This window comes from Gammaproteobacteria bacterium, from assembly GCA_036381015.1.
Classification (GTDB): domain Bacteria; phylum Pseudomonadota; class Gammaproteobacteria; order Steroidobacterales; family Rariloculaceae; genus ZC4RG20.
Genome location: DASVDR010000020.1, coordinates 61642 through 86957 on the forward strand (window position 1 = coordinate 61642; position 25316 = coordinate 86957).

Sequence of the window (25316 nt, forward strand, 5' to 3'; positions counted from 1 at the left end):
ACGATTCGGCCGCCGGGTGCCGCGCGTGGAGACGGTCGGACTTCACGCCGATCCGGCGTGCCGACGATCTCCGGAGGCTAATCCACGGGCCGCAGCAGCTCGTTCAGGCTCGTCTTCGCGCGGGTCTTCTCGTCCACCTTCTTGACGATCACGGCGCAGTAGAGCCCGTAGCGGCCGTCCTTCGAAGGCAGCGTGCCGGGGACGACGACGGAGCCCGCGGGCACGCGCCCCTGAAGGATCTCGCCGGTCTCGCGGTCGTAGATCCGCGTGCTGCGGCTGATGAAGACGCCCATCGCGATCACGCTGCCGCGCTCGACGACGACGCCCTCCACGATCTCGGAGCGCGCGCCGATGAAGCAGTCGTCCTCGATGACCGTCGGCGAGGCCTGCAGCGGCTCGAGCACGCCGCCAATACCGGCGCCGCCGGAGAGGTGCACGTTGCGGCCGATCTGCGCGCAGCTGCCGACCGTCGCCCACGTGTCGATCATCGTGCCGCGGTCGACATAGGCGCCGATGTTCACGAACGACGGCATCAGCACGACGTCCGGCGCGACGTAGGCGCCGCGGCGGACGACGGCATCCGGGACGACGCGCGTGCCGGCGCTCGCGAAGCGCTCCGGCGTGTAGGCCGCGTACTTGAGCGGCACCTTGTCGTAGAAGCGCGTGTGCCCGGCGTCCACGACGCGATTCTCGCGGATACGGAACGAGAGCAGCACGGCTTTCTTCAGCCACTCGTTCACCTTCCACTCGCCGTCGCGCTTCTCGGCGACGCGGAACGTCCCGGAGTCGAGCCCGGCGATCGCCTGCTCGATCGCGTCTTCCAGCTCGGCGTCGACGCTCTGCGGCGAAAGCTCCGCGCGGCGTTCCCACGCGGCGTCGATGACGGCGCTGAGCTCTGTCATGTTCTTTCGGCTCCTTCCGCTCCCCGTTTCCCGGCGCGAAGACTACCGCATCCGGCGGCCGGCGGGGAAAAAGGGCGTCTGACACCCTTTTTCTATTGCGGGTCGCTTTCGGACACGGCCTTCCGCAGCGCTTCCTCGAGCCGCCGCGACTGCTCGTCGTCGAGCGGCCGGTTGTCCTCGGTGGTGACGAAGAAGACGTCCTCGGCGCGCTCGCCGATCGTCGCGATTTTCGCGTTCTGAAGCGCGACGCCCTCCCGCTCGAAGACCTTCGCGACCTGGAGCAGAAGCCCGGGGCGGTCCCCGGCGACGAGCTCGATCACCGTGCGCTCGTTCGTCGCGTCGTTCGTGATCGCGACCTGCACGGGCGTCGTGAACATCCGCACCTGGCGCGGCGCCCGGCGGCTCACCCGGAGCGGCGCCGCGTGGTCGCTCGTCAGCACCTTCAAGAGCCGCTGGCGGATTTCAGCGAGCCGCCGCTGGCCGACGATCGGGCTGCCGTCGCTTTCGAGCACACGATAGGTGTCGAGATTCTGCGTCTCGGTCATCGGCACGATCCGCGCGTCCACGATCGTGAGGCCGAGCTCGTCGAGCACGGCCGTGGCGCGCATGAACGAGCGCATCTCCTTCGACGCGTGCACCATCACGGCCGTGAGGCCTTCCGACCCCACTTCCTCGACATCGACGACGATCGACGTCGGCGTCGGAGCCTCGGTCAGGACGCGCGTGTGCCACGCGATCTCCTCGGGCCGGTGCCGCAGGAAATACTCCTCCGTGAAGCTCGCCCAGATGTGCTGCCAGCGCAGCGGATCGAGGCCCTGCTCGTGCAGGAGCTGCTCGGCGCGCGCCTGCTTCTCGAGGATCAGCTCGTCCTTGTCGATCGGGTTCGAGAAGCCGCGCCGCAGCGCCCGCTTCGTGAGCTCATAGAGCTCGAGAAACAGCGTGTCCTTCCACGAGTTCCAGATCTTCGGGTTCGTGCCCCGCACGTCGGCGACCGTGAGCACGTAAAGGTAGTCGAGATGCGTCTCGTCGCCGACCGCGCGCGCGAACTCGTCGATGACCCTGAGGTCGTGCAGATCCTTCTTCTGCGCCGTCAGCGACAGGAGCAAGTGATTGCGGACGAGCCACGCGACGAGGCGCGCGTCGTACCGGCTCATGCCGTGCTCGAGGCAGAACGCTTCCGCGTCGACCGCGCCGAGCTCCGAGTGGTCGCCGCCCCGGCCCTTCGCGATGTCGTGGAAGAGCCCGGCGAGGTAGGCGACCTCGGGCTTCTCGAGCCGCTGCATGACTGCGCTGCAATGCGGGAACTCGTGGTCGAAGCGCTTCAGCGCGAAACGGCGCAGGTTCTCGACGACGAACAGCGTGTGCGCGTCGACCGTGTACGCGTGGAACAGGTCGTACTGCATCCGGCCTACGACGCGGCCGAAGGCGGGAATGTAGAGACCGAGCACACCGTAGGTGTTCATCCGCTTCAACGTCCGCGTGACGCCTTGCGGCGCGCGCAGGATGTCGAGGAAGAGTCGATGATGCCGCGGGTTCTGCCGGAACTCCTCGTCGATCAGCCAGAGGTGCTGCTTGATCAGCGCGATCGTGCGTGCGCTGATCCCTTTCAGATCGAGGTTCTGCTCGAGCAGCAGAAAGATCTCGAGGAGCGCGGAAGGCTCGCGCGCGAACACGTTGTCGTCCACGGCTTCGATGTAGCCGTGGCGCTCCTGGAAGCGCGCATTCAACGGAACCGCCGGCTCGTCCTCGTCGAGCAGGATCGCCTCCTCGAAGAGCTGCAGCAGCATCTCGTTCAGGCGGCTGATCTCCATCACGGTGCGGTAGTAGCGCTGCATCAGCTGCTCCACCGCGAGCGTGAAGCTCGCGTCCTCGTAGCCGAGCATCTGCGCGAGCTTGATCTGATAGTCGAAGAGGAGGCGGTCCTCGCGCCGGCCGGTCAGCAGGTGGAGCCCGAAGCGGACGCGCCACAGGAACGCCTGGCCGTTCAGCAGGATCCTGAGCTGCCCTTCGGTCAGGAAGTCGTGGTCGACGAGCTGCTCGAGCCGCTCGATCCCCAGATGGCGGCTCGCGACCCACCCGATCGTCTGAATGTCGCGCAAGCCCCCCGGGCTGCCTTTCACGTTCGGCTCGAGGTTGTAGGCCGTGTCGTGGAAGTGATGATGGCGCGCCTGCTGCTCCGCGACCTTCGCGTGGAAGAAGTCGGCCGTGCTCCACATCCGATCGGGCCCGATCCGCTCGGGGAGGGCGCCGAACAGCCGGCCCGGGCCCGCGAGGAGGCGGGTCTCCATCAGCGCCGTGAGGACCGTCACGTCGCCGCGTGCCTGCATCTCGCAGTCGTCGAGCGTGCGCACGCTGTGGCCGACCTCGAGGCCGATGTCCCACAGAAACGTCAGGAAGCGGCTGATCGAGTCGTCGGCGGACCGGTCCGACGCGCCGTCGATCAGGACCAGGAGATCGATGTCCGAGTCGGGATGCAGCTCCCCGCGGCCGTAGCCGCCGACGGCGACGAGGTCGGCCTCGGCCGCGATACGTCTGCCGAAATGATGCCAGCAGGCGAGGATGATCTCGTCGATCGCCAGCGCACGGCCGCGCACGAGCGTCTCGATCGGCTCGTTCGCCATGAAGCGGCGCCGCAGCGAATCGTCGGCCGCCCGGAGCGCCGCGCGGAACACCGCGAGGGGCTGCGAGCCGTCCGCGAGCGCTGCGGCGAGCGCGTCACGGTCGATCGGCGGCGCGGCCGCGGCCGGCGCGCCGTCCGATGCCAACGGCGTGACCATCTATTCTTCGCGATCCCGAGCGCCGAGGGTGAGCACTTCATGGCCGCCGTCGGTGACGAGCACCGTGTGCTCCCATTGCGCGGAGAGCGAATGATCCTTCGTGACCACGGTCCAGCCGTCGGCGAGGAGCTTCACCTCGCGCCGGCCCGCATTGATCATCGGCTCCACCGTGATCGTCATGCCGGGCACGAGCTCGAGGCCGCTGCCGGGCTTGCCGTAGTGGAGCACCTGCGGGTCCTCGTGGAACTGCCGGCCGATGCCGTGACCGCAGTACTCGCGCACGACCGAGAAGCGGTGCTGCTCCACGTAGCTCTGGATCGCGTGGCCGATGTCGCCGAGCCGCGCGCCGGGCCTGACCCTGCGGATGCCCTCCCACATCGCCTCGTGGCACACCTTGCTCAAGCGCTCGCCGATGACGGTGGGCTCGCCGACGTAGAACATGCGGCTCGTGTCGCCGTGGAAGCCCTCCTTGATGACCGTGACGTCGATGTTGACGATGTCGCCGCTCTTCAGCTTCTTGTCGCTCGGGATGCCGTGGCAGACGACGTGGTTCACCGACGTGCAGATCGATTTCGGGAAGCCGCGGTAGTTGAGCGGCGCGGGAATCGCCTCGAGCTCGTTGACGATGTAGTCGTGGCAGATGCGATTCAGCTCGTCGGTGGACACGCCCGGCTGCACGTGCGGGGCGATCATGTCCAGCACGTCGGCCGCCAAGCGGCCGGCGATACGCATCTTCTCCTGCTCTTCAGGCGTTTTGACGGTAATGGCCAAGGTACCGGATTTGAACGTCGTGAAGCTCGCTTGCAACGCTGCCGGACGGGCTCGACGAGGTTTGCGCGGCCGCCGCAGCCCGCGGCAAACTTCACGCGCTCCGCGAAGCGCACGTCCGGCACCTGCGCCGCCGCGGCGCGAGCGTTTGTTGCACCGAGCGTGCTATGGTATAAAGCGCGCGCTTTCGAGGCAATTCGCGCTTCGGGGGCGTCATCACACACACGCGCCGGTCACCCGCCGGCCGGGTGCCCCGCCTCGGCGGGGTCGCCGCGGGGGCGCGTGGAGGATCAACCCGTACCAGGAGCTTCCATGGCCGACCTCAGCATGCGGCGGATGCTGGAAGCGGGCGTCCATTTCGGACACCAGACCCGCTTCTGGAACCCGAAGATGGCCCCGTACATCTTCGGCGAACGCAACAAGATTCACATCATCAACCTCGAGAAGACGCTGCCTCTGTACCTCGAGGCCGCGGAGTTCGTCCGCAAGCTCGTCGCGGACGGCGGCACGGTGCTCTTCGTCGGCTCGAAGCGAGCCGCACGGGAGGCGATCACCATCGAGGCCGTCCGCTGCGGCATGCCGTACGTCAGCCAGCGCTGGCTCGGCGGCATGCTCACGAACTTCAAGACGATCCGCCAGTCGATCAAGCGGCTGAAGGAGCTCGAGGAGATCACCGAGGCCGGCGGCGGCAGCGAGTTCACGAAGAAGGAGCTGCTCACGCTCTCGCGCGAGCGCGACAAGCTCCAGCGCGCCCTCGGCGGCATCAAGGAGATGGAGTCCCTGCCCGACGCGGTCTTCGTGATCGACGTCGGCCACGAGGAGATCGCCGTCAAGGAGGCCCAGAAGCTCGGTATCCCCGTCGTCGCGATCGTCGACACGAACTGCTCCCCGGACGGGATCGACTATCCGATCCCGGGGAACGACGACGCGATGCGCGCGATTCACCTCTACGCCGCGGGCATCGCGGACGCCGTGCTGGCCGGGAAGGCTTCGATCCCCGAGGTGCCGTCCGGCGACGACGAGTTCGTCGAGCTCGACGAGGAAGGCCGCCCGAAGGTCGGCACCGGGAAGAAGAAGGCGGCGGCGAAGAAACGTCCGCGCGCGGCGAAGGTCCGGACGAAGGCCGAGGCGACCGCGGAGTCGGCGGTTCGGGAGGCACAGCCTCCGGCCGGCGAAAGCGGAGCGGAGCCGGCGCAACCGTCCGCGGCCGGCGACGCGGCGAAGGAAGCCGAGCAGGCGGCGCCCGCGGGCGAGGCGGCCGAAGCGCCGGGCGAGACCGAGGAAGCGCCGGGCGAGACCGGGGCGAATCCGTAGCGCCCCTCCCGGAAACCCGGACGAGCGCCCCCGTGGCGCTCCCCGATACGAGACAGAGGACCGGCATGGAAATCAAACCGGCGTTGGTGAAGGCCCTGCGCGAGCGCACGGGCGCGGGCATGATGGATTGCAAGAACGCGCTCGTCGAGGCCGAAGGCGATATCGAGCGCGCGGCCGAGCTGCTGCGCAAGTCCGGCCAGGCGAAGGCCGACAAGAAGGCCTCGCGCGTCGCGGCCGAGGGCGCGGTGCTCGTGAAGAGCGCCCCGGCCGGCGGCCGGCACGTCGTCGTCGAGGTGAACTCGGAGACCGATTTCGTCGCGAAGGACGATAACTTCCGGAGGTTCGCCGACGTCGTGGCCGACGCGGCCCTCGAGCATGCGCCGCGCGATCTCGACGCGCTGATGCAGCTCCCGATCGGCGGCGAGACGCTCGAGGAGGCGCGCCGCGCGCTGGTCGCGAAGATCGGCGAGAACATTGCCGTGCGCCGGTTCGACGTGCTCGAGAGCGCCAACGAGGTGGGCGCGTACGTGCACATGGGCCGGATCGGCGTGCTGGTCGAGGTCGAGGGCGGGGACGGGGACCTCGCGCGCGATCTGGCGATGCAGGTCGCGGCCACGTCCCCGCGCTACGTGACCCCGGACGACGTGCCGCAGGACGCCCTCGACAAGGAGCGCGAGATCCTGACGGCGCAGGCCGCGCAGGAAGGCAAGCCCGAGCCGATCGTCGCGAAGATGGTCGAGGGGCGGCTTCGCAAGTACCTGGACGAGGTCACCCTCGTCGGGCAGCCGTTCGTGAAGGACCCGGACACCCGGGTACGGGATCTGTTGAAGCAGGCGGGCGCGCGCGTCGTCCGATTCCTGCGCTACGAGGTCGGCGAGGGCATCGAAAAGCCGCGTGTGGACTTCGCCGAGGAGGTCATGGCGCAAGCCTCGCAGACCCGCTAATCTTGTTTGACGGCCGGCGCGAAGCTTGCGGCCGGCCGGCGCGCACGAGCGAGGAGCAATGACCGAAGGGGAGCCTGCCTACCGAAGAATCCTGCTGAAGCTCAGCGGCGAGGCGTTGCTGGGCAAACAGCACTACGGCATCGACCCCGACGTCATTCAGCGCATCGCCTCCGAGGTGGCCGAGGTCGCCGCGATGGGCGTCGAGGTCGGTCTCGTGATCGGCGGCGGCAACATCTTCCGCGGGGCCGGCCTGGCCGAGGCGGGCATGGACCGCGTCACGGCGGACCACATGGGCATGCTGGCCACCGTGATCAACGCGCTCGCGCTTCAGGATGCGCTCGAGCGCCGGGGCGTCGTGGCACGGACGATGTCCGCGCTCCAGATTCACGAGGTCTGCGAGGACTACATCCGCCGGCGCGCGATCCGCCATCTCGAGAAGGGGCGGATCGTGATCTTCGCGGCCGGCACCGGCAATCCGTTCTTCACGACCGATACGGCCGCGAGCCTGCGCGCGATCGAGATCGGGGCCGACGTGCTGATCAAGGCGACGAAGGTCGACGGCGTCTACTCGGCCGATCCGATGAAGGATCCCACGGCGGTCCGCTACCGCAGCCTCTCCTACGACCAGGTGCTCGCCGAGAACCTGCAGGTCATGGATGCCACGGCGATCGTCATGTGCCGCGCCAACAACCTGCCGCTCGTCGTGTTCAATCTGAACAACCCAGGCGATCTGATCCGGGTCGTGCGCGGTCAGAGCCTCGGCACCTCCGTCGCGAACCAGTTGCCCCGCACGGGAACGAGCCCATGATCGCGGACATCAAGAAGGACGCGGAACACCGCATGCAGAGGACGATCGAGTCCTTGAAGGAGGAGCTCCGGCGGCTGCGCACGGGGCGCGCGCACACGAGCCTGCTCGACCACATCACGGTCGAGTACTACGGCACGGAGGTGCCGATCTCGCAGACGGCCACGGTCACGGTCGAGGACCCGCGCACGCTCGCGGTCACGCCGTGGGAAAAGTCGATGGTGCCGGCCGTGGAGAAGGCGATCCTGACGTCGGATCTCGGGCTGACGCCCGTCTCGGCAGGCACGGTCATCCGCGTGCCGCTGCCGCCGATGACCGAGGAGCGGCGGAAAGACCTCGTGCGGGTCGTGCGGCACGAGGGCGAGAACGCCCGCGTCGCGATCCGCAACGTGCGTCGCGACGCTCTTCAGGACGTCAAGGAGCTCCTGAAGGAGAAGGAAATCACCGAGGATGACGACCGCCGGGCGCACGACGAGATTCAAAAGCTCACCGACCGCTACGTCGCCCAGGTCGACGCGCTTCTGAAGGAAAAGGAAGCGGAAATAATGGAATTTTAGCCGCCCGATGGTCGTCCGCGCGGCGGAGCCCAACGACAATGGGCCACCGAGGCACGTTGCCGTCATCATGGACGGCAACGGCCGGTGGGCGCGCCGGCGCGCCCTGCCTCGGCAAGTCGGCCACCGCGCGGGCATCAAGCCGGTGCGCACAACGGTCGAGTACTGCGCGTCGCGAGGCGTCGACGTGCTCACGCTCTTCGCGTTCTCGAGCGAGAACTGGCGCCGCCCGCCGGCCGAAATACGCGGGCTGATGTCGCTTTTCGTCGACGCGCTCGAACGCGAGGTCGCGACGCTCCATGCGAACGGAATCCGCCTGCGCTTCATCGGCAACCTCGATGCGCTCGGCCCGCGGCTGCGGCGGGCGGTTGCCGCGGCCGAGGACACGACGCGCGGCAACACGCGAATGAGCCTCGTCGTCGCGGTCGCGTACGGCGGGCGCTGGGACATCACGCAGGCGGCGCGCCGTCTCGCCGCGGAAGCCGCGGCGGGGCGCCTCGATCCCCGCGAGATCGACGAGACGCGGCTTTCGGGCGCGCTCGCGACGAGCGGCCTGCCGGCCGTCGACCTTCTGATCCGGACAGGCGGCGAGAAGCGGATCAGCAACTTCCTGCTCTGGGACATCGCGTACAGCGAGGTGTGCTTCTCCGACCTGCTGTGGCCGGATTTCACCACTGCCGAGCTCGATCGCGCGTTCGACTTCTATCGCCGCCGACAGCGGCGCTTCGGGAAAACGGGCGAGCAGATCGAGGCGGTGCGTTGCTGATTCAGAGGGTCATCACGGGCGCGATCTTCGGGATCGCGGTCACGGTCGCCGTTTTGCTCTCCCCGACCTTCGTCGCCGCCGCGGCGCTCGGCGTGCTGTTCGTCGCGGGCGCGTGGGAATGGGCGGCCCTCGCGCGTCTCGAGCCGCGCTCGCGAATCCTCTACGTGGCCGCGTTCGCCGCGGTGATGCTGGCCGGTCCGCTGTGGGTCCTCCGCCCGGACGCCGTCGCCGCGGCGCTGCTCGTCGCGGTCGTCTGGTGGGCGCTCGCGCTGGTCGCGGTCGTGACGTACCCGCGACCGCTGCCGCATGCGGCCGTTGCGGCTGCGGGCATCGCGGCGCTGCTGCCGCCGTGGGCCGCGCTGACGCACCTGCACGCCGCCGTCGCGGCCGGTCCGGGGCTCGCGATGACCGTCATCGCGATCGTCTGGTCCGCGGACGTCGGCGCCTATTTCACCGGCCGCGCGATCGGGCGCGTGAAGCTCGCGCCGAACGTGAGCCCCGGGAAGACCTGGGAGGGTGTCGCGGGGGGTGTGGCCCTCGCCGCGATCGTGGCGGCGGCCGCGGCGCGGCTGCTCGCGCTGCCGGTGCTGCCCCTCGTCGCCGTCGGCGCCGCGACGGCGCTGGTCTCCGTGCTCGGCGACCTCACGGTGAGCATCTGCAAGCGCAACGTCGGCGTGAAGGACACCGGGCGCCTGCTCCCCGGCCACGGCGGCGTGCTCGACCGCATCGACAGCCTGACGGCCGGCGTCCCGGCGTTCGTGCTGGGCCTCCTGGCCGCGGGCCTGATCCACCACTGAACCCGGCGAAAAACGGCGAAAAATCGTGTCAGGCACCGTTTTCCCCAAAAAGGTGTCAGACACCTTTTTTCGGCGGACCCCCCTTTTTTGCCGGCAGGGGCAGGGGCCGGTCCGCCCGGTTAGAATGAGGTACCCACCGGACAATCCGAGGTCACCGCAACCCCCATGATCGACGTCGCCTTGTCGCTCGTCGCTTTCATCGTCGCCATCGGCGTGCTGGTGTCCGTGCACGAGCTCGGCCATTTCTGGGTCGCGCGCCGCCTGGGCTTCAAGGTACTGCGGTTCTCGGTCGGCTTCGGCAAGCCGCTGTATCGGCTTCGCGGGCGGGATCCGGACCGCATCGAGTACTGGATCTCGTCCATTCCGCTCGGCGGCTACGTCAAGATGCTCGACGAGCGGGAAGCGCCGGTTCCCGAAGCGGAGCGCCATCGAGCCTTCAACAACCGCCCTCCCGCGCAGCGGATCGCCGTGCTGCTCGCGGGGCCGGGGTTCAATTTCGTGTTCGCGGTGCTCGCGTACTGGCTGCTCTTCATGACGGGCGTCCCCGGCATGAAGGCCTACGTCGCCGAGATCACGCCCGGCTCGGCCGCCGACGACGCGGGCCTGCGCCCCGCGGACGTGATCGAGGCCGTCGACGGGCAACCCACCGAAACGTGGGAGCAGGCGACGCTCGCGATCCTCGACGAGATGCTCGACGACGGCGTCCTGGATCTGACCGTCCGCGGCGCGAACGGCAACGTCCGCAACGTCGACATCGACGTGCGCGGGCGCGTCGAGGAGCTTACCGAGCCCGACGCGCTCTTCGACGGTCTCGGCCTCTATCCGTTTCCGGCCTGGCCGGCCGAGGTCGGCACCGTCACGCCCGGCGGGCCCGCGGACCGCGCCGGCCTCGAGCCGGGCGACCGCGTCCTCGCCGTCGACGGGCGGCGCGTGAGCGGCTTCAACGGCCTCGCGTCGCTGATTCGCGCGCGGCCGGGCGAGACCGTCGACCTGCTGGTCGAGCGCGACGGACGCGAGATCGTGCTGCCGGTCACGATCGGCGTCGCCGGCGGCGACGGCGAGATCGTCAACATGGTGGGTCGGGACCGCGCGCGCCCCGCCGACGAGAATCCGCCGAGTCCCGAGCGCGCCCGGACCGGCTCCGACGGCGAGGCCGTCGGCCAGATCGGCATCACCCGGATCGCCGAGCCGCCGCACGAATGGGACGAGCTCGCCGAGCGCCTGCGCGCCGAGCAGCGCTACGGCCCGCTCGCTGCGCTCGGTCACGGCATCCGCAAGACCTGGGAGATGTCCGCGCTCACGGTCACGATGATCGGGCACATGGTTGTCGGCGACGTGTCGATGCGTAATATGTCCGGACCGATAGCGATAGCGGGCTATGCGGGGGACAGCGCGCAGGCCGGCTTTAGCGCCTTCCTGAGCTTTCTCGCGATCGTGAGCATCAGTCTCGGGATCTTGAACCTGCTCCCGGTGCCGCTCCTCGACGGCGGCCAGATCGTCTACCAGCTGGCGGAGTGGATCAAAGGCGCACCGTTGTCGGAACGGGCGATGGCATTCGGCCAGCAGCTCGGCATCCTGTTCATGATTCTTCTGATGGGGTTCGTCTTCTACAACGATCTGACGCGGGTATTCGGCTGATGGCATTCGCAACACTCGCTTCCCGCAGCATCGCCCGCGCCGTCGCGGGCGTGCTCGCAGCCGGCTTCGCCGCCGGCGCCGCGGCCCAGGTCGCGCAGCAGAGTCCCTACCCGTTCGTCGTGCGCGACTTTCGCGTGGAGGGCGCGCAGCGCATCTCCGAGGGCACCGTCTACAACTACTTGCCGATCAATATCGGCGACACGATTACCGAGCAGCGTGTCGCGGAAGCGATCCGAGCGCTTTACGGCACCGGCTTCTTTCAGGACATCGAGCTGCGCGTCGACGGCGACACGCTCGTGATCGCGGTCCTCGAGCGGCCGTCGATCCAGGAGTTTACGTTCAGCGGGAACGAGGACATCGAGGACGAGGCGCTCGAGGAGTCGCTGAAGGACGTCGGTCTCGCGGTCGGCGAGACCTTCGATCGCTCGGTTCTCGACGACGTCACTCAGTTCTTGACCGAGGAATATCACGCACGCGGCAAGTACGCCGTAAAGGTCACGCCGACCGTCGAGGAGCTTCCCGGCAACCGCGTGCGCGTTTCGATAGACATCGAGGAAGGCGAGCGAGCGAAGATCCGCCAGATCAACATCGTCGGCAACGAGGCGTTCGACGACGACGAGCTCCTCGATCAGTTCCAGCTCACCACCGGCAACCTGCTGTCCTTCCTCCGCGACGACAACCGCTACTCGCGCGAGGCCCTCGAAGGCGATCTCGAGACGCTGCGCTCGTACTACATGGACCGCGGCTACGCGGACTTTCGGCTCGACGACGTGCAGGTCGCGATCTCGCCGGACAAGAGCGATATCTTCATCACGATCGGCGTCGAGGAGGGCGATCAGTACACCTTCTCCGAGATCGACCTCGCCGGCCAGATGGTCGTTCCGGAGGACGAGCTGCGCGCGTTGATCCTGCCGCGGCCCGGCCAGACGTTCTCGCAACAGCTCTTGACGTTCACCGAGCAGGCGATGGCCAACCGCCTCGGCCTGGATGGCTACGCCTTCGCGGAGGTCCAGGCCGTCCCGGAGCTGAACGAGGAGACCAAGGAGGTCGCGGTCACGTTCTTCGTGGAGCCGCAGAACCGCGTGTACGTCCGCCGCATCGACTTCAACGGCGCCGACAACGTCGACGACGAGGTCTTCCGGCGCGAGATGCGCCAGCTCGAAGGGGCCTATCTCTCGAACGCGGACCTCGAGCGGTCGAAGGTGAGGCTCCAGCGGCTGCCGTACGTCGAGTCCGTCGAGTACGAGACCGTGCCCGTTCCGGGCAGCCCGGACCAGGTCGACGTCGAGTTCGAGATCGAGGAAGGCCTGCCGGGACAGTTCGGCGGCAGCCTCGGGTACGCCGAGTCGCAGGGCATCATCCTCGGCGGCAATTTCATCCACGCGAACTTCATGGGCACGGGCAACCGTGTGGCCGTGGACCTGCGCGCCGGCGAGTTCCAGAAGGTCTACGACGTCTCGTTCACGGACTACTACCGCACGGTCGACGAGCTGTCGCGAACGATCTCGTTCTCCTATCAGGACATCACGCAGTTCACGTCCTACACGTCCGACTTCTCGACCGAGACGATGTCGGGCGGCCTCAACTGGACCTATCCGCTCACCGAGTACCAATACTTCAACTTCGGCTTCCTGTATCAGGACGCGGAGCTTCTGACCACCGCGTTCAGCTCGGAGCAGGCTCGCGACTGGGTCCGGTCGAACGGCAATCCGTTCACGATCGAAGGACAGAGCGGCGTGTTCGGTACGAAGGTGCAAACCTTCGAGCTCATGGCCGGGTGGTCCTACGACAGCCTGAACGCGGCGATTTTCCCGACCCTCGGCACGTACATGCGGGCGGGCCTGAACGCGTCCGTGCCGGGCAGCGAGGTCGAGTACTACGTGGCGTCACTCGACTTCACCAAGTACATTCGGCTGCCCGGACGCTGGCGCTTCAGGATCAACAGCGACCTTGCCTACGGCGATGCGTTCGGCGACACCACGTCGTTGCCGCCGTACCGCAACCGCTATGCCGGCGGGCCGGGCTCGGTGCGCGGGTACAAGCAGAGCCACCTCGGTCCGCTCGACTCGCTCCGCAATCCCTATGGCGGCAATTTCCTGGTTGCGAACCAATTCGAGCTGATCATGCCGACGCCGGAGAAGCTCGCGGGCTCGACGCGGATCTCGCTCTTCTACGACATCGGCAACGTGTTCTCGACCGGGGACGTGGAGTTCTTCGACCGTCTCGGCGATCCGATCGACTACGATTTCGACTATGATAAGTTGAAAAAATCCTTCGGGCTCGCCGTCGAGTGGTACGGCCCGATGGGCCTCATGAGCTTCAGCTATGCGGTTCCGCTCAACGCCGACGAAGAAACCGACCGCTTCTTCGGCGACGAGGTCGAGCGCTTTCAATTCAACATAGGCAATGCGTTTTAGCATTTGAGGATCGAGTTCATGGTGAAGGCATTTCGGGCCTGGGGGCCCGTCGCGCTCGCGGCGGGCATGCTTATTGCCGGCCCTTCTCAGGCGCAGGACCTCAAGATCGGCGTCGTCAACTTTCCGTTGCTCGTGCAGCAGTCGCCGCAGTTCGAACAGATGAATGCGGCCTTGGAGACGGAGTTCGCTCCGCGGCAGCGCGACATCGTGACGATGCGGCAGGAGCTCGAGGAGAAGCAGCAGCGGCTGCAGCGCGATGCCGAGGTCATGAGCGATCAGGAACGCGCGAATCTCGAGCGCGAGATTCGCGACGGCGCCCGCGACTTGGAGCGCGCGGTCAACGAGCTTCGCGAAGACGCCAACATCCGTCAGAACGAGGAGCTGAACAAGGTCCAGCGAACGGTCCTTCAGCGAGTGCAGGACTATGCTCGCAGCGAGGACTACGACCTGATCGTCGCCGAAGCTCTCTATTTCGACAGCGACCTCGACATCACCGAGGCCGTCCTCGAGATGTTGCAGGAGGAAGACGACTAAGGCGCTTCGATGGCGGCCACGCTCGGGGATCTCGCAGAGCGCTTCGGCTGCGCGCTCCACGGCCCCGCCGACGCCGTCGTCTCCCGGGTCGCGACGCTCCCGAACGCGACGCCGGACGCGATTACTTTTCTCGCGAATCCCGGCTACCGCGCCGCGCTCCGTGACACGCGGGCGGGGGCCGTGATACTCGAGGAGCGCTACCGGGCCGAGTGTCCGGTGCCCTGCCTCGTGCACGCCAATCCGTATGCGACGTACGCCCGCGTCGCGGCCGTGCTCCATCCGCCGCCCGCGCCGCGGCCGGGGATTCATCCGACGGCGGTCGTCGCCGCCGGCGCCGATATTCATCCCTCCGCCGAGATCGGCCCGCAGGCCGTCGTCGGCGCCGGCAGCGTGATCGCCGAAAGCGTCGTGATCGGGCCGGGATCGGTGGTCGGCGAAGGCGTTCGGATCGGCGCGGGCACCCGGCTCGCGGCCCGCGTCACCGTGCTTCACGGCGTGAAGATCGGCGCGCGCTGTCTGCTCCACCCCGGCGTCGTGATCGGCGCGGACGGCTTCGGCTTCGCCGAGGACTTTGCGCACGGCGGCTGGGTGAAGGTGCCGCAGGTCGGCTCGGTCACGATCGGCGACGACGTCGAAATCGGTGCGAACAGCGCGATCGATCGCGGCGCGATCGAGGATACCGTGATCGAGGACGGCGTGAAGATCGACAATCTCGTGCAGATCGGCCACAACGTGCGCGTCGGCGCGCACACGGCGATGGCGGCGATGACGGGCGTGGCCGGCAGCACGCGGATCGGAAAGCGGTGTATGATCGCGGGCGGCGCGGCGATGGTCGGGCATCTCGACATCTGCGACGACGTCGTGATGCTGGTCCGCAGCGTCATCACCCGCTCGATCACGCAGCCGGGCGTTTACCTCGGCACGCTGCCCGCGGACGAAGCCGCGCGCTGGCGCCGCAACGCCGGGCGCTTCAGGCACCTCGACGAGCTTGCGAAGCGCCTGCGCGCCGTCGAACGGCGCGTCGGCCTCCGCGCGCACGACGACGATTGAGCGCGCACGGCGACGACCGAGAAGGGCGCGCCTCTTTATTGGGAACGAACGAACAATGACGGACGGACCGAAGCTCGACATCGGGGCGATCATGGAACGGCTGCCCCACCGTTACCCGTTTCTGCTCGTCGACCGCGTGCTGGAGGTGTCCGTGCCCGACTCGCTGGTGGCCGTGAAGAACGTTACCGCAAACGAGATGTTCTTCACCGGGCACTTTCCGGGATTTCCGGTCATGCCGGGCGTCCTCATCGTCGAAGCGCTCGCGCAGGCCGGCGGCCTGCTCGTGTGGGAAATGGCGAGTCCCGAGGAACGCGACGCGCTGCTCTATCTCACGGGCATCGAGAAGGCGCGCTTCAAGCAACCGGTTCGGCCCGGCGACCAGTTGATTCTGCGGGTCGAGCTCGCGCAGAGCCGCAAGGCCATCTGGCGCTTCGACTCGCGGGCCGAAGTGGACGGCCGGGTCGCCGCGCAGGCCGAGATCACGATGGTCGCCGGGAAGCGCCCTTGATCGACCAGCGGGCGGTCGTCTCGCCGAAGGCAGAGATCCACGAGGACGCCTATGTCGGGCCGTTCTCGATCATCGGCGAGGGCGTGGAGATCGGGCGCGGCACGCGCATCGAGGCGCACGCGGTCGTGAAGGGCCCGACGACGATCGGCGAGGACAACCGCATCTTCCAGTTCGCGTCGATCGGCGACGATCCTCAGGACAAGAAGTACGCGGGCGAGCCCACCCGCCTCGAGATCGGCGACCGAAACACCATTCGCGAGTACGTCACGATCAGCCGCGGCACGGTCCAGGACCGGGGCGTGACCCGAATCGGCAACGACAACTGGATCATGGCGTATGTGCACATCGCCCACGACTGCGTCGTCGGCGACCATACGATCTTTGCGAATGCCGCGACTCTCGCGGGCCACGTCCACATCGGAGACTACGCGATCCTCGGCGGCTTCACGGGCGTTCATCAGTTCTGCCGGATCGGCGCCCACTCGTTCCTGAGCATGTACAGCTTCGTCACGATGGACGTTCCGGCCTACGTCATGGCCGCGGGCGGCCCCGCCGTCCCGCGCGGGATCAACACCGAGGGGCTGAAGCGGCGCGGGTTCACGCCGGAGCAAATCCGCAACATCCGCGACGCCTACCGCATCGTCTATCGTCAAGGGCTGAAGCTCGACGATGCGCTCGCAGCCCTGGCGGAGCGCGTCGAATCGCAGCCCGAGCTTCGCCCGCTGCTCGATTCGCTGCGCGCGAGCACGCGCGGCGTAATCCGCTGACGCGGCCGAGCTCGCTCAGAGGACATGCAGCCGCCGAAACGCTTCGCGCTCGTCGCCGGCGAGAAGTCGGGCGATGCGCTCGGCGCCGGCCTGATCGAGGCGATAAAGCGGCGCGTTCCCGACGCGGAGTTCTTCGGCATCGCCGGCGAGCAGATGGCCGCGGCGGGCTGCTCGCCCTGGTATCGGGCCGAGGAGCTTTCGGTCATGGGCCTCGCGGAGGTGCTGCACCACCTGCCGCGCCTGCTGCGGCTGCGCCGCGACCTGATCCGCCGCCTCGAAGCGAGCCGGCCCGACGTGCTGATCGGCATCGATTCCCCCGACTTCAACGTTCCGGTCGAGTTGCGGCTGCGCGCCGCGGGCTTCCGCACCGTGCAATACGTGAGCCCGCAGATTTGGGCGTGGCGGCAATCGCGCGTGCGCACGGTGCGCGCGGCCGCGGATCTCGTGCTGTGCGTGCTGCCGTTCGAAACCGACTTCTACGCGGCGCACGGCGTCAACGCGCGCTTCGTCGGCCATCCGCTTGCCGACGCGATTCCGCCGCACGTGGACCGGAATGAGGCCCGCGAGCGGCTCGGTCTCGCGACCGATGCGCCGCTGGTCGCCGTCCTGCCCGGAAGCCGCCGCCCGGAGGTCACGCGGCTCGCGGCCCCGTTCCTCGCGACGGCCGAGTGGGTGCAGCGCGCGCGCCCCGGCATCCGCTTCGCGATCGCGCTCGCGAACGCCGAGATGGAGGAGGTGTTCGCGCGGTCGGCGGGCGAGGCGGCGCTCGATCCGGCGCCCGTCCGCACGGTCGGAAAGGCGCGCGAGGTCATGGCCGCGGCCGACGCCGTGCTGACGGCGTCGGGCACTGCGAGCCTCGAAGCGCTGCTGCTGAAGCGGCCGATGGTGGTCGCCTACCGCGTCTCGCCGCTGACGTACGCGATCGCGCGGCGTCTCGGCGTCGCGCGCATTCCGCACTTTTCGCTGCCGAACCTGCTCGCGGGCCGAGGGATCGTGGCCGAGTTCGCGCAGGACCGCGTGCGCCCCGATGCGATGGGGCCGGCGTTGCTGCGCTGCCTCGACGGCGAGACGGAGACCGAGGATTGGTATCATGCCTTCGACTCGATTCATCGAAGGCTGCGCCGCGGCGCGAGCGACGCGGCGGCCGAGGCCGTGCTCGAGTTACTGGACCGGGGGCAGGGAAAAGAAGAAGCCGGGACGCACGATGCACGATCAGCGCGGCGAGAGCAGAGCTGAACCGCGCGGCGCGGCGCCGTCCCCGCGCGCCACGGCGGCTTCGAGGAGCGAGGCGCCGTGGGTCTGACGCGGCGGCTTCCGTTCGTCGGGCGCGACGCGACGGTCGCCGGCGTCGACGAGGCGGGGCGGGGGCCGCTTGCCGGTCCCGTCGTCGCCGCCGCGGTCGTGCTCGATCGGCGCCGCCGGATCCGCGGGCTCAAGGACTCGAAGCTGCTGTCGCCGGAAGAGCGGACGCGCCTCGCACGCGAGATCCGCCGGAAGGCAGCGGCCTTCGCGCTCGGTTACGCCGGGCCTGCGGAGATCGACGAGGTGAACATTCTGCAGGCAACGCTGCGGGCGATGGAACGCGCCGTGCTTCGCCTTCGCGTCGTGCCCGATCTCGTGCGCATCGACGGCAATCAGCTGCCGCGATTCGAGAACCATCACCGCCCGTTCCTGCTCGAGCCGATCGTCGACGGTGATGCGAAGGTAGCCGCGATCAGCGCGGCCTCGATTCTCGCGAAGGTGTGCCGCGATCGCCTGATGCGCCGCTGGCATCGGCGGTATCCGGTCTACGGATTCGATCGACACAAAGGCTACGCCACCGAGGAGCACCTCGAGGCGCTCGAGCGCCACGGGCCGTGCCCGATCCATCGCAGCAGCTTCGCGCCGTGCGCGCGGCCGTACGACCGCCGCGTCGTGCTAGTCGACGATGACTGATCCGAGCAGCGCCGTCCGGCCGACGAGCGCGCGTCCCCGGCCGTTCGTGCACTTGCGGGTGCACACCGAGTACTCGCTGGTCGACAGCGTCGTGCGTGTCGAGGCGCTCGTCGAGGCGGTCGAGCGGCTCGGGATGCCGGCCGTCGCCGTGACCGACCTCGGCAACGTCTCGGCAATGGTCAAGTTCTACAAGGCGGCCGTCGCCCGAGGGATCAAGCCGATCATCGGCGCGGACGTCTGGACGGCCGAGAAGCCCGGCGAGCGCGATCCGCATCCGATGACCCTGCTCTGCGCGAGCCGCGAAGGGTTCCGCAACCTGAGCCGGCTGCTGACGGCCGGCTACGCCGCGGCGCAGCCGCACGGGCGCGCACTGCTGCTCGCCGAATGGCTCGACGAGGACTCGCTGCGGGGCCTGATCGCGCTCTCCGGCGGGCCGTCCGGAGAGCTCGGCAAGGCGCTCGCGGCGAACGACCCGGAGCGCGCGCAGGCCGTGCTCGAGGTCTGGCGGCGGCGGATGCCGGGGCGCTTCTACATCGAGTGCCAGCGTCTCGGTCGGCCCGGCGAAGCCGAGTACCTCGAGCGCGCCGTCGCGCTCGCGGCCGCGGAAGGCGTGCCGCTGGTCGCGACGAACGAGGTGTGCTTCGTCGAGCGCTCCGATTTCGAAGCTCACGAGACGCGGGTGTGCATCGCGCAGGGCCGCACGCTCGGCGACCCGGCCCGTCCCCGGCGCTACACGGAGGAGCAGTACCTGAAGCCGGCGGTCGAGATGCAGCAGCTCTTCGACGAGCTGCCGGAAGCGATCGACAACACCGTGGAGATCGCGAAGCGCTGCAACCTCGAGCTCGAGCTCGGCCAAGTGTTCTTGCCCGAGTTCGAGACGCCCGAGGGAACGAGCGCAGCGGGGTATCTTCGCGAGGAGGCCGCGCGCGGACTGGCCCGACGCCTCGAAGCGGCCGGCCACGACGACGCGGACGGCACGTATGCGCAGCGGCTCGAGCGCGAGCTCGACGTGATCTGCCGGATGGGCTTCGAAGGCTACTTCCTGATCGTCGCCGACTTCATCGGCTGGGCGCGCCGCAACGACATCCCGGTGGGGCCGGGGCGGGGCTCGGGCGCCGGCTCCCTCGTCGCGTACTCGCTCGGCATCACGGACCTCGACCCGATCGCGCACGATCTCCTGTTCGAGCGCTTCCTGAACCCCGAGCGCGTCTCGATGCCCGATTTCGACGTCGACTTCTGCATCGAGGGGCGCGACCGCGTGATCGGCTACGTCGCGGAGCGCTACGGCCGCGACCGGGTCTCGCAGATCATCACGTTCGGCACGATGGCCGCGCGCGCGGTCGTGCGCGACGTCGGCCGCGTCCTCGGCATGCCTTACGGCTACGTCGACCGCATCGCGAAGCTGATCCCGTTCGAGCTCGGCATGACGCTCGACCGGGCGCTCGCGGAGAGCGAAGAGCTCGCCGCCGCCTACCGGGCGGAGGAAGAGGTCCGCAATCTGCTCGACATGGCGCGCCGGCTCGAAGGGCTCGCGAGGAACGCCGGCACGCATGCCGGCGGCGTCGTGATCGCGCCGGCGCCTTTGACGGAGTTCATGCCGCTCTACACGGAGCCCGAGGGCTCGCTGACGCAGCTCGACTGGTACGACACCGAGGCGATCGGGCTCGTGAAGTTCGACTTCCTCGGCCTCAAGACGCTCACGATCATCGATAAGGCGCTCGCGACGATCAACGCGGAGCGCGCGGCGCGCGGTGAGCCGCCGGTCGATCTCGCCGCCGTGCCGGTCGACGACCACAAGACCTACGAGCTGCTGAACCGCTCGCAGACGACCGCGGTGTTCCAGCTCGAGTCGCGCGGCATGCGCGACCTGCTCAAGCGGCTGAAGCCCGATCGTTTCGAGGACCTGGTCGCGATCAACGCGCTGTTTCGCCCCGGGCCGCTTCAGTCCGGCATGGTCGAGGACTTCATCAACCGCAAGCACGCGCGCGGCGGAGCGCCCATCGACTATCTGCACCCGTCGCTCGAGCCGGTGCTGAAGCCCACGTACGGCGTGATCCTCTACCAGGAGCAGGTGATGCAGATCGCGCAGGTGCTCGCCGGCTATTCGCTCGGCGGCGCCGATCTGCTGCGCCGCGCGATGGGCAAGAAGAAGCCCGAGGAGATGGCGAAGCAGCGGCAGGTTTTCGTCGCCGGCGCGGTGGAGCGCGGCGTCGACGAAGCGCTCGCGACGCACATCTTCGATCTGATGGAGAAGTTCGCCGGATACGGGTTCAACAAGTCGCACTCGGCCGCGTACGCGCTCGTCGCATATCAGACGGCGTGGCTCAAGGCGCATTACCCCGCGGCGTTCATGGCCGCCGTGATGACCGCGGACATGGACAACACCGACAAGCTGGTCGTGTTGAAGAAGGACTGCGCGGAGCTCGGCATCGAGCTCGACCCGCCGAACGTCAATCGCTCTGCGCATGCGTTCACGACGCTCGGCCCGCGGCGCATCAGCTACGGGCTCGGGGCCGTGAAGGGCGTAGGGCAGGGCGCCGCGCAGGCGATCGTCGCCGAGCGCGAAGCCCGTGGGCCGTATACGAGCCTTCTCGATCTTTGCCGCCGCGTCGACACGCAGAAGCTGAATCGCCGTGTGCTCGAGGCGCTCGCGCGCTGCGGCGCGCTCGACGGTCTCGGCGCGAACCGCGCGACGCTGATGCAGTCGATCCCCGACGCGCTGCGCCTCGCGGAGCATTCGGCGCACGCGCTCGCGGGCGGGCAGGCGGCGCTCTTCGGCGACGACGACGGGCCGGAGCTCGAGCACGAGTTTCCGGTCCTGCGCGAATGGACGAAGCGCGAGCGGCTGCAGGCCGAGCGCGAGAGCCTCGGCCTCTATCTGACCGGACACCCGTTCGACGACGTGGCGACCCACTGCGCGCACTTCACGAACGGTCCGATCGCGGGTGTGCTCGGCGCGCTGCCGAGCGACGGCGGCGGTGCCGGGCAATACCCCTACGCGGTGCGCCGGGAGGTCACGCTCGGCGGCGTCGTGATGGACGTGCGCCGCCGGGGCGGGCGTGTGTCGATCGAGCTCGACGACAACACCGGAGCGATCGAGGTCACGCTCTTCGACGAGGTGTACGCCGAGGCGCGCCACCTCGTCGTGAAGGACGCCGTTCTCGTCGTCCGCGGCCAGCTGCGCTACGACGACTTTCTGAGCGCGTGGCGGCTGACCGCGCAGCGGGTGCGCTCGGTGGACGACGAGATCGAGGAGCATGCACGGCGACTCACGATCCGCTGGTGCAGCGCCGACGCGCGGCCGGACTTCGTGCCGGCGCTGAAGAGCGCGCTCCGCCCGTTCACGCGGGGGAAGTGCGAGGTGTGCTTGAAGTACGAGGGGCGGACGGCGGAGGCGCTGTTGACGCTCGGGGACGAGTGGGCGGTACGGCCGACGCGGGAGCTGCGCGAGACGCTCGCGCGGCTGCTCGGGGAGGAGCGGTTCTCGATTCATTACCCGAAGCACTTCGTGTGAGCGGCTCCGGTCTCGACCTTCGCGTGCCGCGCGTACCTGCGGTCGCTAGCATGGCGCCGCCAGCCCGTAGCGTGTCGTTTCCGCTCTCTTGGCCCGACGGTCGGCGCTGCGCCGAGGAACGCGTCTTCGGTCGTGCCTTTCGGGGCACGCCGGAAGAGCGTCCCTGCGGATCGTCCGCCGCCGTCCCTGGCGGCGGACGGCCCCGAAAGACACGACCGAAGACACGTTCCCGATACGTTGCAGGGGGTCGGCCCAAGAGAGCGGAATCGACGGCCGCGGCGGGGACGACCGAAGACGCGTTCCCGATACGTTGCGGGCGGTCGGGCCAAGAGAGCGGAAACGACGGCCGCGGCAGGCATGGCCGAAAGGCATGACCGAAGACACGTTCCCAAATGCCGCGCGGTCGGGCCAAGAGAGCGGAAACGACCGCCGTGGCAGGCATGGCCGACCTAGGCGCGATTGTGCGGGGTCGGCACTTGTCACCGTGTCCGGGATGGGGTTATCGTGGCGCGGCAGTCAGCAGGCGTCCATATGGATTTGAAATTCCTCGATTTTGAGCAGCCGATCGCGGAGCTCGAGGCGAAGATCGACGCGCTGAAGTTCGTCGGCGACGACTCCGAGGTCAATATCACGGAAGAGATCGAGCGGCTCAGGAAGAAAAGCGAGTCGCTCACCCGGGGGATATTCTCGAGCTTGACTCCTTGGCAGGTCGTACAGCTTGCACGTCATCCGCAGCGGCCGGATACGCTGCATTACATCGAGAAGTGCTTCACCGACTTTCAGGAGCTGCACGGCGATCGGATGTATGCCGACGATCGCTCGCTGATCTGCGGCCTCGGGCGGCTCGAGGGCCGGCCGGTCGCGCTGATCGGCCACGAGAAGGGCCGCGATACGAAGGAGCGCATCGAGAGGAACTACGGCATGGCCCGCCCCGAGGGCTACCGCAAGGCGCTGCGAATCATGCGGCTCGCCGAGAAGTTTTCGCTGCCGGTGATCACGTTGATCGACACGAAGGGCGCCTATCCCGGCGTCGGCGCGGAAGAACGCGGCCAGAGCGAGGCGATCGCGCGCAATCTCTTCGTGATGTCCGGGCTCCGGACGCCGATCGTCAGCGTCGTGATCGGCGAGGGCGGCTCGGGCGGCGCGCTCGCGATCGGCGTCGCGGACCGGATGTACATGCTCCAGTACAGCATCTACTCGGTGATCTCGCCCGAGGGCTGCGCGTCGATTCTGTGGAAGACCGCGGAGAAAGCGGAGGCCGCGGCCGAGGCGATGGGCGTCACGGCCGACCGTCTGCAGAAGCTCGGCCTCGTCGACGACGTGATCCCCGAGCCGCTGGGCGGCGCTCATCGCGATCCGAACGGGATGGCCGAGACGTTGAAGAACACGCTCGTGCAGGCGCTCGCGGAGCTCCAGGCGCTCAACGCCGACGAGCTCGTGCAGGCGCGCCGCGCGAAGCTTGCGGCCTACGGCAACTTCAAGGAAGGCTGAGCACGCCGCGCCCCTCCGAGGGCAGGCGTAGCGGCCCGGCCGGGCGGGCCGGAGAAGCTTGAGCGAGACCCGCGAGCGGCTTTTTCTCGACGGTCTGCGCGCAGCGCTGCACCGCACGGTTCCGCATGCCCGTCGCTTCGCCGTCGCTTTCAGCGGCGGGCTCGACTCCACCGTGCTGCTCGCGGCGATGACGCGCCTGCCGGCCGTCGAATCGCTGCGCGCGCTGCACGTGGATCACGGTCTGCATCCCGACTCGGCCGAATGGGAACGCCGGTGCCGGCGCGTCTGCGCCGAGTGGAGCGTGCCGTTTCGCAGCGTCAGGATCGTCGTCGACCGCGCCGCGCGGACCGGGCTCGAGGCGGCCGCGAGAGACGCGCGGTACGCCGCGCTCGCGGAGCTTCTCGCCGAAGGCGAGACGTTGCTCACCGCGCACCACGCCGACGATCAGCTCGAGACGCTGCTGCTTCGGTTGCTGCGCGGAACGGGCGTGCGCGGTCTGCGGGGCATCCTGCCGCGCGCGCCGCTCGGCCGCGGCGAGATCGTGCGCCCGCTGCTCGCTGCGTCGCGCGCGGAGATCCGGGCGATCGCGGAGGACTGGATGCTCGACTGGCTCGAGGATCCGTCGAACCGAAGCCTCGAGCACGATCGCAATCTCGTGCGCGCGAAGCTGCTGCCCGTGATCCGCGAGCGGTGGGGCGATGCGGCGCTTCGCAGCGCCGCGCGGCTCGCCGCGGCCATGGGCGACGCGGAGGAGATTCTGGTGAGCGTGGCCGAGGCGGATCTCGCCGCGGCGGGCGCCGTGGCGGATAGGGTTCCGCTCGCCCCGCTGCGCGCGCTTCAGGCGGCACGCCGACGCAACGCGCTGCGCCATGCGATCCGGCGGGCGAACCTGCCGATGCCGAACGCCGACCGGCTCGAGCGGCTCTGCGCCGCGATCGCCGAAAGCGGACCGGGCGCGCGCGCACGTGTGCAGTGGCCGGGCGGCGAAGCGCGCGTCTACCGCGATCGGCTTTACCTGCTCGCGGCACCGCGCACGCCGGAGCGCTCGGCCGAGCGTCGTTCGGAGCGGTCCGCCCGGGCCGGTGCCGAGCGCGCGCGAGTCGGCGCGCCGCTCGCGGCGCCGGCCGGGCGGGTCAGCGCGGAGAGCCCGTGGGAGGGCCCGGAAGGCCGTCTCGTCCTCGAACCGGTCGACGCGCCCGATGCGGGCGAAGGCGCGGCGGAGGCCGCGTCCGCGGCTCCGCGCGGCGCGGCGGCCGGCGATCCGCGTACCGGTGCTCGCGCGCCGGAAGCCGCCGGGATGCCCGAGTCGTGGGCGCGGCAGGGACTCGACGTGCGCTTCCGGGCCGGTGGCGAGCGCTTCAAGCCCGCCGGCGACGCGCATCATCGCTCGCTGAAGCACTGGTTCCAGCAGCGCGGCATCGTCCCTTGGATGCGCGACCGCGTTCCGCTGCTCTACCGTGGCGACCGCCTCGTGGCCGTCGCCGATCTCGCGCTCGACGACGAAGCATTGCGCGCGGCGCCCGCCGAGCCGCGATGGCGCGTGCGCTGGCACGACCATCCGCGCATCGACTGACGCAAACGACAGACGCCCGCCGGCGAGCGGCGCGCGCGCGATGCAAGTGCGCAAATGCTCGGCGTCTTGCGTCGTTGCCCGTGCGCGAGCGCCGCTCTGCTCCGCGTCGCGGCGCGTCGGTGCCGACGCGGGCTGGCCGCATCGGAGCCGTTCTGGTACGTTGTAGCACCGTCTCCGAAGAACCAACCGTTTTCATTTTCGTGGGAATGACGTCCGCTGCGACGCGGCGGCACGTTTTGCAAGGGCCGCGCCGGCGCGGCCT

The 25316-nt window shown here is 68.9% G+C and carries 20 protein-coding genes; 17 read left to right on the forward strand and 3 right to left on the reverse strand.

Annotated elements, in window-relative coordinates; genetic code table 11:
- Positions 1-77: 77 nt before the first annotated feature.
- The 3 genes from dapD to map form a co-directional block, all read right to left on the reverse strand.
- Entirely contained in the window at positions 78-902 is an 825-nt protein-coding gene (gene dapD / locus VF329_07635; GenBank protein HEX7080867.1) for a 2,3,4,5-tetrahydropyridine-2,6-dicarboxylate N-succinyltransferase, read from the reverse strand.
- A 92-nt stretch (positions 903-994) separates the two neighbouring features.
- A complete protein-coding gene (gene glnD / locus VF329_07640; GenBank protein HEX7080868.1) occupies positions 995-3679 on the reverse strand; it encodes a [protein-PII] uridylyltransferase in 2685 nt (894 codons plus the stop codon).
- Complete coding sequence (gene map / locus VF329_07645) at positions 3680-4450, reverse strand: type I methionyl aminopeptidase (protein HEX7080869.1); 771 nt, start codon at positions 4448-4450, stop codon at positions 3680-3682. It lies immediately after the preceding gene.
- A gap of 309 nt (positions 4451-4759) precedes the next feature.
- On the opposite strand from map, the gene rpsB reads away from it, so the two are divergent.
- The 17 genes from rpsB to tilS all read left to right on the forward strand — a co-directional run bounded on the left by rpsB (position 4760) and on the right by tilS (position 25054).
- On the forward strand, positions 4760-5761 hold the full coding sequence (gene rpsB, locus VF329_07650; protein HEX7080870.1) for a 30S ribosomal protein S2: 1002 nt from the start codon (positions 4760-4762) through the stop codon (positions 5759-5761).
- A 65-nt stretch (positions 5762-5826) separates the two neighbouring features.
- On the forward strand, positions 5827-6705 hold the full coding sequence (gene tsf, locus VF329_07655) for a translation elongation factor Ts (protein ID HEX7080871.1): 879 nt from the start codon (positions 5827-5829) through the stop codon (positions 6703-6705).
- 58 nt (positions 6706-6763) lie between these two features.
- Positions 6764-7513 carry a UMP kinase gene (gene pyrH, locus VF329_07660; protein ID HEX7080872.1) on the forward strand — a complete coding sequence of 250 codons (750 nt, stop codon included), beginning with the start codon at positions 6764-6766 and terminating at the stop codon, positions 7511-7513.
- Complete coding sequence (frr, locus tag VF329_07665) at positions 7510-8067, forward strand: ribosome recycling factor (GenBank protein ID HEX7080873.1); 558 nt, start codon at positions 7510-7512, stop codon at positions 8065-8067. The genes pyrH and frr overlap by 4 nt, the downstream gene beginning before the upstream one ends.
- A 7-nt stretch (positions 8068-8074) precedes the next feature.
- Positions 8075-8830 (forward strand): polyprenyl diphosphate synthase, encoded by a 756-nt coding sequence (gene uppS / locus VF329_07670; protein ID HEX7080874.1) that lies wholly within the window; start codon positions 8075-8077, stop codon positions 8828-8830.
- Complete coding sequence (locus VF329_07675; GenBank protein ID HEX7080875.1) at positions 8824-9627, forward strand: phosphatidate cytidylyltransferase; 804 nt, start codon at positions 8824-8826, stop codon at positions 9625-9627. Before uppS ends, VF329_07675 begins: the two co-directional genes overlap by 7 nt.
- 165 nt (positions 9628-9792) lie before the next feature.
- Positions 9793-11265: an RIP metalloprotease RseP gene (gene rseP / locus VF329_07680; protein HEX7080876.1), complete on the forward strand. Its 1473-nt coding sequence runs from the start codon at positions 9793-9795 to the stop codon at positions 11263-11265.
- Entirely contained in the window at positions 11265-13682 is a 2418-nt protein-coding gene (gene bamA / locus VF329_07685; protein ID HEX7080877.1) for an outer membrane protein assembly factor BamA, read from the forward strand. Before rseP ends, bamA begins: the two co-directional genes overlap by 1 nt.
- 18 nt (positions 13683-13700) lie before the next feature.
- Positions 13701-14216 carry an OmpH family outer membrane protein gene (locus tag VF329_07690; protein ID HEX7080878.1) on the forward strand — a complete coding sequence of 172 codons (516 nt, stop codon included), beginning with the start codon at positions 13701-13703 and terminating at the stop codon, positions 14214-14216.
- Between the two features lie 9 nt (positions 14217-14225).
- Positions 14226-15266 carry a UDP-3-O-(3-hydroxymyristoyl)glucosamine N-acyltransferase gene (gene lpxD / locus VF329_07695; protein HEX7080879.1) on the forward strand — a complete coding sequence of 347 codons (1041 nt, stop codon included), beginning with the start codon at positions 14226-14228 and terminating at the stop codon, positions 15264-15266.
- Between the two features lie 55 nt (positions 15267-15321).
- On the forward strand, positions 15322-15774 hold the full coding sequence (fabZ, locus tag VF329_07700; protein HEX7080880.1) for a 3-hydroxyacyl-ACP dehydratase FabZ: 453 nt from the start codon (positions 15322-15324) through the stop codon (positions 15772-15774).
- Positions 15771-16541: an acyl-ACP--UDP-N-acetylglucosamine O-acyltransferase gene (gene lpxA / locus VF329_07705; GenBank protein ID HEX7080881.1), complete on the forward strand. Its 771-nt coding sequence runs from the start codon at positions 15771-15773 to the stop codon at positions 16539-16541. Before fabZ ends, lpxA begins: the two co-directional genes overlap by 4 nt.
- 24 nt (positions 16542-16565) lie before the next feature.
- A complete protein-coding gene (lpxB, locus tag VF329_07710; protein HEX7080882.1) occupies positions 16566-17777 on the forward strand; it encodes a lipid-A-disaccharide synthase in 1212 nt (403 codons plus the stop codon).
- A gap of 57 nt (positions 17778-17834) precedes the next feature.
- The gene (locus VF329_07715; GenBank protein HEX7080883.1) at positions 17835-18476 is read left to right on the forward strand and encodes a ribonuclease HII; all 642 of its coding nucleotides are present in this window, start codon (positions 17835-17837) and stop codon (positions 18474-18476) included.
- Positions 18469-21990, forward strand: a complete 3522-nt coding sequence (gene dnaE, locus VF329_07720; GenBank protein ID HEX7080884.1) for a DNA polymerase III subunit alpha — start codon at positions 18469-18471, stop codon at positions 21988-21990. Before VF329_07715 ends, dnaE begins: the two co-directional genes overlap by 8 nt.
- Positions 21991-22521: 531 nt before the next feature.
- On the forward strand, positions 22522-23481 hold the full coding sequence (locus tag VF329_07725) for an acetyl-CoA carboxylase carboxyltransferase subunit alpha (protein ID HEX7080885.1): 960 nt from the start codon (positions 22522-22524) through the stop codon (positions 23479-23481).
- Positions 23482-23539: 58 nt separating this feature from the next.
- The gene (gene tilS / locus VF329_07730; GenBank protein ID HEX7080886.1) at positions 23540-25054 is read left to right on the forward strand and encodes a tRNA lysidine(34) synthetase TilS; all 1515 of its coding nucleotides are present in this window, start codon (positions 23540-23542) and stop codon (positions 25052-25054) included.
- Positions 25055-25316 lie beyond the last annotated feature (262 nt).

Excerpts from the sequence above, each read along its gene's own strand:
- glnD (HEX7080868.1), bottom strand. The coding sequence starts at position 3,679 with ATGGTCACGCCGTTGGCATCGGACGGCGCGCCGGCCGCGGCCGCGCCG.
- rseP (HEX7080876.1), top strand. The coding sequence starts at position 9,793 with ATGATCGACGTCGCCTTGTCGCTCGTCGCTTTCATCGTCGCCATCGGC.
- VF329_07725 (HEX7080885.1), top strand. The coding sequence starts at position 22,522 with ATGGATTTGAAATTCCTCGATTTTGAGCAGCCGATCGCGGAGCTCGAG.
- fabZ (HEX7080880.1), top strand. The coding sequence starts at position 15,322 with ATGACGGACGGACCGAAGCTCGACATCGGGGCGATCATGGAACGGCTG.
- pyrH (HEX7080872.1), top strand. The coding sequence starts at position 6,764 with ATGACCGAAGGGGAGCCTGCCTACCGAAGAATCCTGCTGAAGCTCAGC.
- rpsB (HEX7080870.1), top strand. The coding sequence starts at position 4,760 with ATGGCCGACCTCAGCATGCGGCGGATGCTGGAAGCGGGCGTCCATTTC.
- lpxB (HEX7080882.1), top strand. The coding sequence starts at position 16,566 with ATGCAGCCGCCGAAACGCTTCGCGCTCGTCGCCGGCGAGAAGTCGGGC.
- uppS (HEX7080874.1), top strand. The coding sequence starts at position 8,075 with ATGGTCGTCCGCGCGGCGGAGCCCAACGACAATGGGCCACCGAGGCAC.
- lpxD (HEX7080879.1), top strand. The coding sequence starts at position 14,226 with ATGGCGGCCACGCTCGGGGATCTCGCAGAGCGCTTCGGCTGCGCGCTC.
- tsf (HEX7080871.1), top strand. The coding sequence starts at position 5,827 with ATGGAAATCAAACCGGCGTTGGTGAAGGCCCTGCGCGAGCGCACGGGC.
- VF329_07690 (HEX7080878.1), top strand. The coding sequence starts at position 13,701 with ATGGTGAAGGCATTTCGGGCCTGGGGGCCCGTCGCGCTCGCGGCGGGC.
- dapD (HEX7080867.1), bottom strand. The coding sequence starts at position 902 with ATGACAGAGCTCAGCGCCGTCATCGACGCCGCGTGGGAACGCCGCGCG.
- dnaE (HEX7080884.1), top strand. The coding sequence starts at position 18,469 with ATGACTGATCCGAGCAGCGCCGTCCGGCCGACGAGCGCGCGTCCCCGG.
- bamA (HEX7080877.1), top strand. The coding sequence starts at position 11,265 with ATGGCATTCGCAACACTCGCTTCCCGCAGCATCGCCCGCGCCGTCGCG.
- frr (HEX7080873.1), top strand. The coding sequence starts at position 7,510 with ATGATCGCGGACATCAAGAAGGACGCGGAACACCGCATGCAGAGGACG.